At 73.0% G+C, this 14,292-nt stretch carries 12 protein-coding genes; 11 read left to right on the top strand and 1 reads right to left on the bottom strand.

What is annotated here, in order from left to right; translation table 11 throughout:
* Positions 1 to 161: 161 nt before the first annotated feature.
* Entirely contained in the window at positions 162 to 1,121 is a 960-nt protein-coding gene (locus tag OG286_RS31705) for a LysR family transcriptional regulator (RefSeq protein WP_405359221.1), read from the bottom strand.
* A 1,385-nt stretch (positions 1,122 to 2,506) separates the two neighbouring features.
* Between OG286_RS31705 and OG286_RS31700 the strand changes: the two genes are divergently transcribed.
* The 11 genes from OG286_RS31700 (at position 2,507) to fxsT (ending at position 14,045) form a co-directional block, all read left to right on the top strand.
* On the top strand, positions 2,507 to 3,586 hold the full coding sequence (locus OG286_RS31700; protein WP_405359223.1) for a phytanoyl-CoA dioxygenase family protein: 1,080 nt from the start codon (positions 2,507 to 2,509) through the stop codon (positions 3,584 to 3,586).
* A 14-nt stretch (positions 3,587 to 3,600) separates the two neighbouring features.
* Positions 3,601 to 4,914, top strand: coding sequence for a DUF6271 family protein (locus tag OG286_RS31695; protein ID WP_405359225.1), 1,314 nt, complete (start codon positions 3,601 to 3,603; stop codon positions 4,912 to 4,914).
* Positions 4,857 to 6,356 carry a type III PLP-dependent enzyme gene (locus OG286_RS31690; protein WP_405366087.1) on the top strand — a complete coding sequence of 500 codons (1,500 nt, stop codon included), beginning with the start codon at positions 4,857 to 4,859 and terminating at the stop codon, positions 6,354 to 6,356. The genes OG286_RS31695 and OG286_RS31690 overlap by 58 nt, the downstream gene beginning before the upstream one ends.
* Positions 6,357 to 7,022 carry a GNAT family N-acetyltransferase gene (locus OG286_RS31685; protein ID WP_405359229.1) on the top strand — a complete coding sequence of 222 codons (666 nt, stop codon included), beginning with the start codon at positions 6,357 to 6,359 and terminating at the stop codon, positions 7,020 to 7,022.
* Between the two features lie 5 nt (positions 7,023 to 7,027).
* Positions 7,028 to 8,278: an MFS transporter gene (locus OG286_RS31680; protein WP_405365940.1), complete on the top strand. Its 1,251-nt coding sequence runs from the start codon at positions 7,028 to 7,030 to the stop codon at positions 8,276 to 8,278.
* A gap of 257 nt (positions 8,279 to 8,535) precedes the next feature.
* A complete protein-coding gene (locus tag OG286_RS31675; RefSeq protein WP_405365939.1) occupies positions 8,536 to 8,895 on the top strand; it encodes a DUF6204 family protein in 360 nt (119 codons plus the stop codon).
* 76 nt (positions 8,896 to 8,971) lie between these two features.
* Positions 8,972 to 9,424 (top strand): MarR family winged helix-turn-helix transcriptional regulator, encoded by a 453-nt coding sequence (locus OG286_RS31670; RefSeq protein WP_405365938.1) that lies wholly within the window; start codon positions 8,972 to 8,974, stop codon positions 9,422 to 9,424.
* A gap of 89 nt (positions 9,425 to 9,513) precedes the next feature.
* Positions 9,514 to 10,098 (top strand): cysteine hydrolase family protein, encoded by a 585-nt coding sequence (locus OG286_RS31665; RefSeq protein WP_396321627.1) that lies wholly within the window; start codon positions 9,514 to 9,516, stop codon positions 10,096 to 10,098.
* Positions 10,095 to 11,000 carry a GlxA family transcriptional regulator gene (locus OG286_RS31660; RefSeq protein ID WP_405359235.1) on the top strand — a complete coding sequence of 302 codons (906 nt, stop codon included), beginning with the start codon at positions 10,095 to 10,097 and terminating at the stop codon, positions 10,998 to 11,000. Before OG286_RS31665 ends, OG286_RS31660 begins: the two co-directional genes overlap by 4 nt.
* Before the next feature lie 259 nt (positions 11,001 to 11,259).
* Positions 11,260 to 11,676, top strand: a complete 417-nt coding sequence (locus OG286_RS31655; RefSeq protein WP_396321629.1) for a hypothetical protein — start codon at positions 11,260 to 11,262, stop codon at positions 11,674 to 11,676.
* Positions 11,673 to 14,045: an FxSxx-COOH system tetratricopeptide repeat protein gene (gene fxsT, locus OG286_RS31650; protein ID WP_405365937.1), complete on the top strand. Its 2,373-nt coding sequence runs from the start codon at positions 11,673 to 11,675 to the stop codon at positions 14,043 to 14,045. The genes OG286_RS31655 and fxsT overlap by 4 nt, the downstream gene beginning before the upstream one ends.
* The last annotated feature ends 247 nt before the right edge of the window (positions 14,046 to 14,292 follow it).

Below are 14,292 nucleotides of genomic sequence, written 5' to 3'. Positions count from 1 at the left end.
CGAGGCATGGGGGAATCCGACGCGATCGTCCCAGTCATCGGAGGTTCAGAACAATGTCACAGGTCATATGACATCTGTTCGACCGGCCATAACACGGCCTCACGTGATCGCGAAGGAGTCCCGGCGCACCCCGAACCGCCCCGAACCGCCCGCTACGGCCGCTACGGCCGGGTCGGCCGGTACGTCCGCGCGGCCCAGGCCTGGAAGGCCGGCGAGGCGGCGATCAGGTCCCGGTACGCCGCGGCCGCCGCACCGAACAGGGTCTCCACCACCTCCCCGCTCACCCCGCCGGGCCGCCAGACCAGCAGGTGGCGGACCCAGATCGGCGTCCCGGCAAGCGGTTTGACCACCACGTGGGCGAGCGGCCGGGTGGTCGCCTGGACGGCGGAGATCCCCAGCCCGGCGGCGACCATCTCCTGGAGCTCCAGCCGCCCGCCGAGGAACGCGTGCACGGTCGCCGGCGTGAACCCCGCCGCGGCGCAGGCGCCGTAGAAGACGCCGTGCCAGCCGGCCCCGTCGTCCGGGGTCAGGAACCAGTCCTCGTCGGCCAGGTCGACCAGGTCGATCTCGGTACGGTGCCGGAGCCGGTGGTCGGCCGGGAGGACGACGAAGACGGGCTCGGTGACGATGCCGCGATGGGCGACGGACGGCGAGTGGCGCAGCTCCTGGCCCGGGTAGTCCACGGCCACGGCGGCGTCCGCGTCCCCCTGCTCCAACAGGTCGACGATATCGGAGGACCGGTAGACGGAGGTCACCGTGAACCGCTGGTCGGGACGCTGCTGACGAGCCCGGGTGACCAGCCCCGGCAGCATCGGCGAGTTGGTCGCGGCCAGGCGCAGCTCCCGGCGGGCCGGCCCGTCGGGAGAGTCCGGGCGGCGCCCCAGGCCGTCGGCGCGCATGAGCAGGTCGCGGGCGGCGGCCAGCACCTCGACCCCGAAGCAGGTCGGCGCCACCCCCAGGGCCGTACGCTCGAACAGTGGCGCACCCAAGTGGCGTTCGATCCGGCGCAGTTGTGTACTGGTGGCCGGCTGCGAGGCGCCGAGCAGTGCGGCGGCCCGGCCGACGCTCCCGGCGTCGGCGATGGCACACAACACCCGAAGGTGCCGCAGCTCCAGCTCCATGGCCTCCCCCTCCCCCTCGCACGACGGCCGGACCCTCCCGACCGACGGCGTCGGGCGGGTTCCGCCGAGGACGGTGCAACAGCACACATGACATGTCAGCGGCCAACCATCACCCTTCGCAATTCACCCCGTCAAGGCCCTCCCCGGGTCCGACCAGCAGGATCGGGACCACCTTTTTCCTGCGCGTGGTCTCCACCTGACCACCCCGTGACCTTCCCCCCGCCGGGGCGCCGGCCGGCAACCGCGGCCCGCCCCCGGACGCCGGGCCCCACACCGACGGTGCGCCTCGGTTCCGCCCGGCCCCGGCCGGGCGGATGGAGCAGCTGGCGTCCGCCCCGAGGCCGACTCGGTGCTCAGGGCTCAGGGTCTCAGGGGGCTCAGGGGCTCAGGGCTCAGGGCCTCAGGGGCTCAGGGGCTCAGGGCTCAGGGCCTCAGGGGCTCAGGACCTGACGCTACAGATCGGGCGGCCCTCGAACGGTGGAGCCGGCTCGGCCATCCCACCGGCGGTCAACTGCCGGTCCACCGCGGCCCGGACCGGCCGTCCTGCCCGAGAGGGCGACTCCTGCTGCCCTTTCGGGCGGGAGCCGCCACCCGCCACCGGAGCCGTTTCCACGGCCGCAGGTCCGGCACGGGTCACCGCCTGTCCGGGTGGCCACAGAAGCACCACCCGGCTCTCCCGGAACAAGGGTTGACATCACAAGTTGGTCTAGTCCACCGTAGGGGAAAGCACGTTTGACGAGGCGAAAAGTCCTGGCGAGACGCCCTGCCGGATAGGCGAGTTGGCCCACAACTCCGCATGTCCGCCAACGGTGTCAACGACCCGCGAGGGGCTTCCAGCACCAGAAGGAGGAAGGAACCCCCGGCCCTGTCTCCGCGGACGACCCGCAGCACGCGCAGCGACGCAGCAGCACCCGCAACAGCAACCCCAGCAGCACTCGCAGCGACCGCGTGACCGCGTGACCGTGAGAACCCGCCCGGGAACCGCGAGCATCGCAACCTCCATGGCACCCGGCAGCCCTGCCCGGGCTGTCACGCCCCCTGCCCAGGCGGTCACACCCTCACCCGCGGGCGGCAGACCCAGGCCGGCTTCACCGACCTCCCCCCAGCATCCCCTTCACGACGGTCCGTTGGCGATCGCCGCCCGGTACCTCTCCCCTTCGAGCGCCACGCCGGACCGCAAGCGTCGGCCCCGTCCGCACACCACACCGGTCCACTGTGCCCGTCGTCACCACCACACGCCCACACGCCCACAATCCCGCACGCCCACACTCCCGTACGCGCGCGACCGGCCGGACGCGACGGCCGGACGCGACCGCCACCAACCCACCGCCAGGCCGCGGTTCACGCCTGGCCGCACGAAGTATTCCGATCCTTGGAGTGATTGCATGCCGACCCCTGACGGATATCTCTACCGGGCCGCGTCGGACCGTCCGTACTTCAGCAACGACGGCGAGGCCTACCTCGCCCGGACGCCGCTGAAGGACATCGAGAAGTCCCGGCCGCTGCGCGTGCTCTCCGAGGACGACTTCACCTTCTGGCAGACCTACGGCTACGTGGTCGTGAAGGAGGCGATTCCCGCCGAGGCGGCCAAGCGCCTGCTGGACTTCGCCTGGGACTTCCAGGGGCTCGACCCCGAGCGGCCGGAAACCTGGTACGAGGAGCGGGAGTTCCGTGACGAGCTGGACCAGCACCTGCACGTCTACGGCTTCGTGGAGGCGTACCAGCACCAGCTGATCTGGGACAGCCGCCAGGCGCAGCGGGTGTACGACGCGTTCGTCGACGTCTGGGACTGCGAGGAGCTGTGGGTCACGCTGGACCGGCTCAACCTCAACCCGCCGAACGTGAACAACCGTGACCGCGCGCTGATCGAGCCGACCGACAAGGGGTTCGACATCGAGCTGCACTGGGACGTCGACACCACGCAGGGCATTCTGCCGCAGCGCGTCCAGGGAATCATCGCGCTCAACGACACCCGGGCGGACCAGGGCGGCTTCCAGTGCAACCCGGAGCTGTTCCGGCAGTTCAACCAGTGGCAGGCAGCCCAGCCGGCCGACCGGGACCCGATCCGGCCCGCCGTCGACCGCGCCGAGTTCCCGGTGGTCCGGCCCGAGCTGAGCGCCGGCGACCTGCTGATCTGGAACGGCATGCTGGCCCACGGCGTGGCCCGGAACACCTCGGCGGGCGGTGTCCGCGCGGTCCAGTACCTGTCGATGATGCCGGCGCTGGAGGAGCACGAGGAGCTGAGGCGTTCGCGGATCGAGTCCTGGCACGACCTCTCCACGCCGACCTGGAACAGGACGCTGGTAGGCGACGCGCGCCGGCACGAGTCGCTGCGGTACGGCCGCGCGGAGCTCAACGGCCTCGGCGCCAGGCTGCTCGGCCTCGAGTCGTGGCACGAGCAGGACCGGAAGCCCGCCACCGACCAGGACCCCCAGCACGCCGAGGCGCAGGACGCCGAAGGGTGAACCGGAGAACCGGCATGCACAGGATCTGCCTGACCCTTCCCACCAACCGGGCCTGCGCCGCCACGATTTCGGCGATCGGCGAGGAGGCGGCGTACGCGGCCGAGCACTTCGGCGTCGAGGTCCACCTGCTCGTCCTGGACTCCTCCGACGAGCCGACGTTCGCCGTGCACGCCAAGGCGGCCGCCGCGCTGCCCGAGACGCCGAACGTGATCGTGCACCACCTCGACGAGGCCCGCCAGCGCGCGTTCCTGCGAGCGGTGATCCACCGCTCCGGCGTCGCCGATCCGGACACCGTCCTCGGCCTGATGCTCCCCGACGCCGTCTCCTACGGCGCCTGCACCAACCGGGCCTTCCTGCTCGCCGCCGCCCTGGGCTGCACCTCCGTCCACCGCCGTGACTCCGACAGCGCCTACCAACTCCTCGACGGAAAGCCGGTGTTCCCGATCCACCACGAGCTGCTCTCGCTCGGCAAGCGGGCCGCCGACGCGATACCCGGCGTCACCCACAACACGCTCGACCCGGTGCACGCCGAGAAGCCGGTGACCATGGTGGGCAGCTCCTTCGTCGGTGAACCCTCGGTCGACATCGGCGAGATCAGGGAGCTGGACCCGGCCCTCTACTACGAGGTGGTGGGCCTCTGGGCCCCGGCCGGGGCGTCGGAGGAGGAGAAGCGGGAGCTGGTGGACGACTCGTTCACCGGCGCCGGCACCGAGCCGTTCACCGCCGACCGGTCGGTCCTGGACCTCCCCGACATCTGGCGGGTGGACATGTGCAACCTCGGCCTCGACCACGAGGTGTACGAGCGCGTGCCGCTGCCGCCCGCGACCGACACCATCGGCAGCGACTACTTCCTCCTCCACGTGGTCCGCGACGCGACACTCCCCGGCGTCGTCCACAACCGCAACATCGTGAACTACTACACCCCCGAGCGGCGGACCGGTCCCGGATTCACCGCCTACCAGGTGCGGTTCACCAAGTTCCTGCTGTCGATGCTCTACCTCTACCCGGTCTACTTCGACATGGAGGAGGCGCTCGACGCCCTTCTCGACGGCGAGCACCACGTCCGCGTCGACGCGATCCTCGACTCGGTCCGGCGCAGCATCGGCACCGACCGCGCCGAGAACCACCGCCGGCTCGCCGTACTCGACCGCTGCTACCGCGAACTGGGTGGCAAGTACGCAGAGTTCGCCGATCACCTGGCCCCCCGTCGCGAGCAGCTGCTGGACGAGGCGCAGGCCGACGCCGAGTCCTTCGCCCGGCTGATCGAGGCCTGGGGCCCACTGGTCCGGGCGAGCCGGACCACCGGCCTCGGCCGGACGGCCCGGTAGCCGGGCCCATGGAGCTGCTGACGATGCAACAGAACAGGCCTTTCCCTCCCGGCGCCGCCGTTCCCGGCACGCCCCTACGCAACCCGGCCATTCCCAACACGCCCCTTCCCGGCAGAGCCCTCCCCAGCGCGGCCCTCCCCAGCGCGGCCCTGCGCGCCGCCCTGGCCGCTGGCACCGACGACCGGATCATCTACGACCTCGACGGCATCGCGGGCCAGTACGCGGCGCTGCTGCGGGAACTGCCCGGCATCACCGTCCGGTTCGCCATGAAGGCGTGCCCGGTCGACGAGGTGCTCGCCACCCTGGCGCAGCTGGGCGCCGGCTGCGACGCGGCCAGCCCGCACGAGATCGGACAGGCGCTGCGGGCCGGCGTCCCGGTCGGGCGGATCCACTACGGCAACACCGTCAAGTCCGACCGGAACATCGCCGAGGCGTACCGGCTAGGCGTCCGCGACTTCGCGACGGACAGCCTGGCGGACGTCGCCGCGCTGGCCGTTCACGCCCCGGGCGCCCGGGTGTTCTGCCGGCTCGCGACCACCGGGGAGGGGGCACTCTGGGGCCTCAGCCGGAAGTTCGGCTGCTCGCCCGAGGACGCCGTCCTGGTCCTGGAGGCGGCGCGGGCGGCGGGGCTGACCCCGTCCGGGCTCTCCGTCCACGTCGGTTCGCAGCAGATGACCTCCGGCGCCTGGCAGAGTGCACTGGACGAACTGGCCGCCCTGGTCGAGACGTTGACCAGCCGGGGCATCCGGCTGGACCACATCAACCTCGGCGGCGGGCTGCCCGCCCTCGGCGTCCTCGACAAGCGGGGGCGGCCGCTCGACCCGCCGGTGGACAAGATGTTCGCCGTGATCCGGGAGGGCATGCAGCGCCTGCGGGAGGTGGCGGCCTCGCCGCTGGAGTTCCTGCTGGAGCCGGGCCGTCACCTGGTCGCCGACCACGGTGCCATCCGGGCCCACGTCGCCCGCCTGTCGGCGCGGCAGCAGCTCTCCGGCGAGCAGCAGCACTGGCTCTACCTGAGCTGCGGCAAGTTCAACGGCCTCTACGAGATGGACGAGTTGCAGTACCGGCTGGAGTTCCCCACCCACGCCTCCGGAGCGAACGGCGGGGACGGCGGGGACGGCGGGGACGGCGGGGACGGCGGGGACGGAGCGAACCGCGGGAACGGCGGGAACCGCGGTGCCGGCCAGGACGGCCGGGACGGCGAGCCCGTCCAGGTCGTGCCCGCCGTCGTCGCGGGCCCGACCTGCGACAGCGACGACGCGTACGCCCACGAGGACGGCCTGGTCCGGGTGCCGCTCGCCGCCGCCTCGGGGGACCCGGTCTGGATCTTCTCCTGCGGCGCGTACGCCACCGCCTACATGACGCAGGGCTTCAACGGATTCCAGCCGCTCCCGTACACCTGCATCGGCAGGGGCGACGTCTCCATGGGAGGTTCCGAGTAGATGTCCGACGACATCCGCATCCGCCGGCTGGCCGCCGGTGACTGGGACGACGTGGTCGCGCTGGAGGAGCGCGCCTACGCCGCGAGCGGCCTGTCCGAGGGCCGGGCCGCCCTGGAGTCCCGGGGCCGCGCCTCGCCCGGCTCCTGCTTCGCGCTGGAGTACCGGGGCCGGTTCGGCGGTTACCTGCTCGCCCTGCCGTACCCGCTGTTCCGGTGCCCGGACCTGAGCCTGGCGGAGGCGTCCGACGGTCTGGAAACGTCCGGCGACCTCGCGGAAGCGTCCGGCGGCCTTCCGGGGAGGCCGACCGGCAGGCCGACGAACATGCACGCCCACGACCTCGTCATCTCCGAGGAGCTGCGCGGCCGCGGGCTGGCGCCGCTGATGCTCGGCCGTCTCGCCGAGACCGCCCGGGCCCGGGGGTACGCCACCATCTCGCTGGTGGCCGTCCGTGGCAGCGAGGTCCTCTGGGCGCCGCTCGGCTACCGGGCCGACCCCGAGGTCGCGCTCCCGGAGAGCTACGGCGACCGCGCGCTCTACATGTCGATGGCCCTGTCACCCCTGAAGCCCGTCCCGACCACCACCGTCGCGGCAAGCGCCGGGGCCGGCGCCATCGCGCACACCAACGACCCGCTGGCCGGGTCACCACCGAGAGTCGAAGTGGGCTGATGCACATGTTCCGCGTTCGCGATGACTACCGCCGGGCACAACTGGCCATCGCGGCACTGTTCCTCTTCCTCGGCTTCCAGTACGCGACCTGGGTCTCGCGGCTCCCCGCGCTCCGCACCCGGCTCGACCTGGGCGAAGCCGAGATCGGCCTGCTGCTGATGGTCTGCGGCGTGGGCGCCGCCGTCTCCTTCCCCCTCGTCGCGGTCCTGATGAGGCGCCTGGGCTCGCGCGTGCTGGCGTCCGTCTCGGCACTCGCGCTGGGCGCCGTCCTGCTCGCCCTCTCCGTGGTGCCCAACTACCCGGTCACCCTGCTGGTCGTGTTCTGCGACGGCGTCGCCGTCGGCTGCCTGAACGTCGCGATGAACGCCCAGGGCGCGGCACTGGAGGTCCGGTACGAGCGGACCGCGATGTCCCGGCTGCACGCGACGTTCAGCGGCGGCTCGCTGCTGGCCGCGCTGCTCGCCTCCGGCATCAACGCCTTCACCACGTCCCTCGCCGTCCACTTCGGCGTGGCGACCGCACTGCTCGTACTCGTTCTCGGCCTCGCCCAGCCGGGCCTGCTCCGTGAGGACCGGCCCGCCGAGGAGACCGTCCCGAACGAGCCTGCGACGGAGAAGCGCCGCAAGCTCTCCCTCCCCTCCCGGGTGACGATCTGGATGGGCCTCGCGATGGTCTTCGGTACCGTCACCGAGGGCGCGATGAACGACTGGTCGGCGCTTTACATCAAGGACGTCGTGCACGCCGCGCCGTCGCTGGCGCCGATGGGCATCGCGGTCGTCTCGGTGATGATGGTGCTGGCCCGGATCTTCGCCGACGGCTGGCGCAGCCGCATCGGCGACGGCCGGATCGTCCGGGCCGGCGGCGTGCTGGCCGGGTTCGGCCTGGCGATGGCCCTGCTGGTCGGCGGCCTGGTACCGACGCTCATCGGCTTCGCCTCGGTCGGCGTGGGCGTCGCAGCCGTGACCCCCTGCGTGTACGTGGCGGCGGCCCGACAGGGCTCGGACGCGCTCTCGCTGGTCGCCGCCATGGGCACGACCGGCCTGCTGGCGGGCCCGGCCGTGATCGGCTTCATCGCCAACGCGGGCAGCCTGACCTGGGGCATGGGAGCGGTCGCCGCCTCGGCGGGGATCGTCTCGCTCTGCGCCACCCGGATCCGCTGGCCCGCGCTCAGGGAACCCGCGGCATCGAAGCCCGCAGCACAGGAGGACCCCACCGGCGGCACCGCCCCGGGCCCGGCGGCCCTCACGGAGGCCTGAGCCACATTGGGGTCCCTCCGCCCAGGCCCCTCCCCCCGCCCCCGCCCCTCACCGGGCGGGGGCCCTCGACACCCCGGTATCCCCAGGCGACGCCCCGGCATCCCCAGACGGCGTCCCGACGCCCCCGGACACGTCCCAGCCTCCCCGGCCGCGACCCGCATCCCCAGCCGACGCCCCCGGGCATCCCCAGGCGACGCCCCGACGCCCCCGGCGGAAACGCGGTGGAACCGGCCCCGCCCCCTGGCTAGGGTCGAGGGATGACCACTCGCACCTTCCGCATCATGGTCCGCGGCGTTTTCGACGAACTCACCGCCGACCAGCGCGCCCGACTCCTCGCCGACGCCGCCGAGCACAGCATCCTCCGCGCGGCCTTCACCCCCGAGGGCCACCTCAGCTACGACCTCACCGCCCGTACCGCCTTCACCTTCCGCTTCCTCGACTCCGGCGAGGCGGAGGAGGACATCCTGAACGCGACCGAACGCGCCGAGGAGGCGGCGAAGGCCTGGCTCGCCGAAGGCGGCTTCGGCTACAAGAACCTGCGTTCCCAGGCCGAGGACCTCTCCCAGGCCGCCCTCGGCAAGCGGCAGCGCCGCGCCGCCGCCGGCCGCACCGACTGACCCCGCCCCCTCCCCCCTTCTGCCCGTCCTTGACTGCCCAGTCCGCTGATATGCTTGAGCAGTCAAGGAGGCAGCAATGAGTGAGACCCTGGACGCGTCCCTGCGTCTGCTGCGCGCACAGGCGGCACTGGTGAAGCGGTTCGACTCGAGCCTGAGCGGCCTGCACGGCGTCAGCCTGGCCGACTTCACCCTGCTGCTCCGCCTGGGGCAGGCGCCCGGCGGCCGGCTGCGCCGGGTGGACCTCGCCGAGGCGCTCGGCCTGACCGCCTCCGGCGTCACCCGCGGGCTGGCACCACTGGAGCGCATCGGCCTGGTGACACGCGAGTCGGACGCGCGCGACGCCCGGGTCGCCTACGCCTCGCTCACCGACACCGGCCGCGAGCGGCTCACCGACATGCTGGCCACCGCCCGGCACGTCGCCGACGAGGTGTTCGCCGCACCGCGCTGGAGCCCTCAGGACGTCGGCCTGCTCTCCGAGCTGACCACCCGCCTCGGCGGCACCGGCCTCGACGGCACCGGCCGCCCGTAGCCACCGGCCTGTTCACCCTGACCGGATCGTTCCGCACCCGGCCCCGATGATGCCTTCAGGCGCGTGCCCGCACCCACCATGATCGAGGCATGAACAGCGCACTCGTCGTCATCGACGTCCAGGAGTCCTTCCGGCAGCGGGCCAACTGGGCGGCCGTCTCCAACCCCGGCATCGTCGGCCAGGTGAACCGCCTCGTCGAATGCACCCGCGCCAACGGTGGCCTCGTCGTCTGGGTCCTGCACGCCGAGCCCGGCACCGGCAACGTCTTCGACCCCGCCCTCGGCCACGTCCGCCCGATCGAGGGCCTCACCCCCGCCGCCGGCGAGCCCGTCATCACCAAGACCTCGCACAACGCCTTCACCACCACCAACCTGCAGCAGCTGCTCACCGAGCGCGGCATCCGCGAACTGGTCGTCAGCGGCATCCGCACCGAGCAGTGCTGCGAGACCACCACCCGGATCGCCGCCGACCTCGGGTACCGGGTCACCTTCGTCACCGACGCCACCGCGACCCACCCCATCGAGCACCGCGACGCCCCGCCCGGGCGCAGCCTGGACGAGATCCTCGCCGACCCGCTCACCCTCTCCACCGACGAGGTCATCGCCCGCACCGAGTACGCTCTCGCCGGGCGGTTCGCCCGGATCGCCACCGTCGAGGAGCTGACCGGATCGTGACACGTGTCGTCTTCCTGCTCGTGCCGCAGCTGCACCTGCTCGACCTCGCCGGGCCCGCCCAGGTGTTCTCCACCGCGGCCGGCCACGGCCTCGGGTACGAGATCGGCTACGTGGCCGAGCAGGAGGACGTCCCGACCGCCCAGGGCCTCACCCTCCGGGCCACCACCGCGTGGCCGGAGCTGACCGCCGACGACCTGCTCGTCGTCCCCGGCTGGCGCGCCCCCGTGCTGCGGGCCCACGGCGAGCTGCAGCCGGCCACCCTGGGCCGACTGGCCGCGCACCACGCGGCGGGCGGCACCGTCGCCAGCGTCTGCGCGGGGGCCGACGCCCTCGGCCGCGCCGGGCTGCTGGACGGCCGCCGCTGCACCACCCACCACGACGTGCAGGACGAACTCGCCCTGCGCCATCCTCGGGCGACCGTCGTCCGCGACGTGCTCTACGTGGTGGACGACCGCGTGGTCACCTCCGCCGGCATCGCCAGCGGCATCGACCTCGCCCTGCACCTCGTCGCCGTGCGCCACGGACCCGCTGCGGCCGCCCGGATCGCCCGCGAGATGGTCGTCTACGCCCGGCGCAACGGCGACGAGCAGCAGACCAGCGCCATGCTCCGGCACCGCGCCCACCTGGTCGACGCCGTCCACCGCGCGCAGGACCTCATCGACGCCCGCTTCACCACCCGTCTCGGCCTCGCCGGCCTCGCCGCGGCCTCCGGCGTCAGCGAACGGACCCTGACCCGCCACTTCACCGAGGCCACCGGGCTCACCCCGCTCCGCTACCAGCAGGAACTCCGCGTCGAGCGAGCCGAACACCTCATCTCCCACGGCGCGACCGCCGAGTCCGCCGCCCGGGCCGTCGGCTTCCAGGACGCGCGCATGCTCCGCCGCCTCCGCGCCCGCGGCTGAGGCACCGCCTCCGAACCGGCCGAGGCCCCACCCTCCCGAACCGACCCACACCCCACCCTCCCGAACCACCGAACCCCCACCCTCCCGAACCGACCCACACCCCACCCTCCCGAACCACCGAACCCCCACCCTCCGTACCGACCCACACCCCACCCCCGAACCGACCGAAGCCCTACCGCTCCGACCCGCTGCCCGAAGCCGCCCGGTAGTGCCAGAATGGCTGTTGACACCAGGTCAACCACTCCCCGGGGCGGATCCGTTGAGCGCAGAGATCGCCGAACTCCTGACCCAGGCCGGCCCCTACCTGACGGGCGCCCTGGGCGCCTACGGCACCGCCGTCCTCACCCGCGCCGAGGACGCCGCGGCCGACGCCACCGCCAATGCCGGCCGCCGTCTGCTCCAGCGCGTCTGGCGCCGCGGCGACGCCACGCGGCGCGCCGAACTGGAGGCGACGGTCGCGGACGCGGACGAGGACCCGGACGCCGTCGCAGCGGCACTGCGCCTGCACCTCCGGCGCGCCCTGCGCGAGGACCCCGAACTCCGCAGCGAGCTCGCCGAGTTCCTCACCGCCCGGCCGGCGCCCTCGATCACCGTCACCGCGGCCGGCGAACGTTCGATCGCGGCCCACACCATCCGCACCGCCATCACCGGCGACGGGCACCGCACCGACTCGTGACCGACCCCGCCGCCACGTCGGCCACCGCCGCGGGCCCGCGCTCGATCGCCGCAGGCTCGATCGGCACCGCCATCACCGGCGACGTCATCACCGGCAACGTCATCCTGAGCGCCGACGCGCTCGCCTCGGCCCGCGACACCCCCGCCCCACCCGGCACCAACAACCTCGGCCCGCGCCCGCTCTGTGTCGGCCGCGAGGACGAACTCGCCTGGCTTCAGCGCGTGCTGACCGCCGACGGCGGCTCCGCCGTCACACCGGTGCCGGTCGTCCACGGGCTCGGCGGCATCGGCAAGACGACCCTCGCGCTGTACTACGCCCACTGCCGGCGCGACGACCACATCCTCATCTGGTGGATCAACGCCGAGTCCCCGGCCCGGCTGGAACAGTCCCTCGCCGCGCTGGCCGCACGGCTCGCCCCCACCTGGGCCGCACACGCCGCCGATCAGGAGCGGATCACCTGGGCGCTCAACTGGCTCCACTGGCACCCGGGGTGGCTCCTCGTCCTCGACAACGCGGAGGACCCGCGCGACCTGCACCCCTACCTGGGCTCCCTCACCGGCGGACACCTCCTCATCACCACCCGCCGCGCCACCGGCTGGCCACGCGCCGTCGTCACCCGGGCCCTGGGCACCCTCGCCCCCGACGAAGCCGCCGCCCTCCTCTGCGACCACGCTCTCCACGGCGCCCCGCCCACCCCGCGCCAACTCCTCGACGCCCGGGCCCTCGCCGCCGACCTCGGGCACCTCCCGCTCGCCCTCGACCAGGCCGGCGCCTACCTGGCACAGAACCGCACGATCTCCATCGGCGCCTACCGCCGCAAGCTGGCCGGCAAGCTCGACCGGGCCGCCGAGGGCACCGACGCCGAACGCACCATCGCGCGCGTCTGGACCCAGACCCTCTCCGCTCTCACCACCCGCGCGCCGCTCGCGATCGAGGTCCTCCACACGCTCGCCTGGCTGGCCCCCGACGACATCCCCGTCACCCTGCTCCGGCACCTGGACGACGAGGACGACTCACTCGCCGAAGCGCTCGGCGCCCTCAGCAGCTACAGCATGATCGCCCTCACCCCCGAGACCGTCTCCATCCACCGCCTCCTCCAGACCGTGCTGCGCACCGCCCCCGGCCACCCGGGCCGCGCCCACGCCGAACACGCCCTCACCACCGCCTTCGACGCCCTCACCGAACCACCCGACCACCTCCCGGCCCCGGCCCCGGACCCGGCCTGGGACGCTCTCATCCCCCACCTCATCGCCCTCGCCGCCGGCACCCCGCCCGGCCACCGGGACGCCCCGGCGATCGAGCACTACGACACCGCCGCCCGCTACCTCCACCGCCGCCGCCACAACGCCCGCACCATCGCCTTGCGCGAAGCCCTGCTCGCGCACCGCGAGCGGACCCTCGGGAGCGCCCACCCCAGCACCCTGACCGGCCGCGACGACCTCGCCTACGCCCACGAGGTCGCGGGCGACATCCAACGTGCCATCCCTCTCTACGAATCCACCCTCGCTCAACGCGAACAGGTCCTTGGCGACACCCACCCCGAGACCCTGCGCAGTCGCAGCCACCTCGCCTACGCCTACCGGAGGGCGGGCGACCTCGAACGCGCCGTCGCCCTCTTCGAGACCACCCTCGCCCAACGCGAACAGGTCCTCGGCAGCACGCACCCGCACACCCTGCGCAGCCGCGGCGACCTCGCCTACGCCTACCGGGCAGCCGGCGACCACGAACGCGCCGTCGCCCTCTTCGAGACCACCCTCACCCAGCACGAGCAGCTCTTCGGCGAGACCCACCCCGAGACCCTGAACAGCCGCACCGACCTCGCCTACGCCTACCGGAGGGCGGGCGACCTCGAACGCGCCATCGCCCTGCACGAAACCATCCTCGCCCAGCGCGAACAGGTCCTCGGTGACATGCACCCCGACACCCTCGCCACCCGCAGCGACCTCGCCTACGCCTACCGGAGGGCGGGCGACCTCGAACGCGCCATCGCCCTGCACGAATCCACCCTCGCCCAGCGCGAACAGGTCCTCGGCAGCACGCACCCCCACACCCTGAACAGCCGCACCGACCTCGCCTTCGCGTACCAGACCGCGGGCGACCTCCAAGGCGCCATCGCCCTCTTCGAGACCACCCTCACCCAGCACGAGCAGCTCTTCGGCGACACCTACCCCGACACCCTGACCAGCCGCAACCACCTCGCCTACGCCTACGAGGTCGCCGGCGACTACGAACGCGCCATCGCCCTCTACGAATCCACCCTCGCCCAACGCGAACAGGTCCTCGGCGACACCCACCCCGACACCCTCACCAGCCGCAGGTACCTCGCCCAGGCCCGTGCGAAACGCGACAAGCGTCGACCCCGCCCCTGATCCGCCGCGGCCCGCCGGCGGCGAACGCACCCCCTCCGCCGCTCTCCTCGCCGCGCTCGCAGCGCCCTGACCGCCCAGTCCAGCACGGCGGCCGAACTCTCCGGCACCGACCGACCGTTGACCACCGCGAGCAGCTCCAGGTAGCGCTCCCGCCGCGGGTCGCTCATCCGCTCCGAGCGCACCGCCAACTCGCCTTCCCCGTCCACGAGTTGCGCGCACCTCAGGACGATCGCCGCGGCCACCTCCC

This window comes from Kitasatospora sp. NBC_00039, assembly GCF_045160625.1.
Classification (GTDB): Bacteria; Actinomycetota; Actinomycetes; order Streptomycetales; family Streptomycetaceae; genus Kitasatospora.
Note: the sequence above shows the minus strand (reverse complement) of the source record. Positions and strands in the feature narration are given on the sequence as shown.

Bases quoted from the DNA above. Each gene is read 5' to 3' on its own strand.
- OG286_RS31705 (WP_405359221.1), bottom strand. From the start codon at position 1,121: ATGGAGCTGGAGCTGCGGCACCTTCGGGTGTTGTGTGCCATCGCCGAC.
- OG286_RS31700 (WP_405359223.1), top strand. From the start codon at position 2,507: ATGCCGACCCCTGACGGATATCTCTACCGGGCCGCGTCGGACCGTCCG.
- OG286_RS31695 (WP_405359225.1), top strand. From the start codon at position 3,601: ATGCACAGGATCTGCCTGACCCTTCCCACCAACCGGGCCTGCGCCGCC.
- OG286_RS31685 (WP_405359229.1), top strand. From the start codon at position 6,357: ATGTCCGACGACATCCGCATCCGCCGGCTGGCCGCCGGTGACTGGGAC.
- OG286_RS31680 (WP_405365940.1), top strand. From the start codon at position 7,028: ATGTTCCGCGTTCGCGATGACTACCGCCGGGCACAACTGGCCATCGCG.
- OG286_RS31675 (WP_405365939.1), top strand. From the start codon at position 8,536: ATGACCACTCGCACCTTCCGCATCATGGTCCGCGGCGTTTTCGACGAA.
- OG286_RS31670 (WP_405365938.1), top strand. From the start codon at position 8,972: ATGAGTGAGACCCTGGACGCGTCCCTGCGTCTGCTGCGCGCACAGGCG.
- OG286_RS31665 (WP_396321627.1), top strand. From the start codon at position 9,514: ATGAACAGCGCACTCGTCGTCATCGACGTCCAGGAGTCCTTCCGGCAG.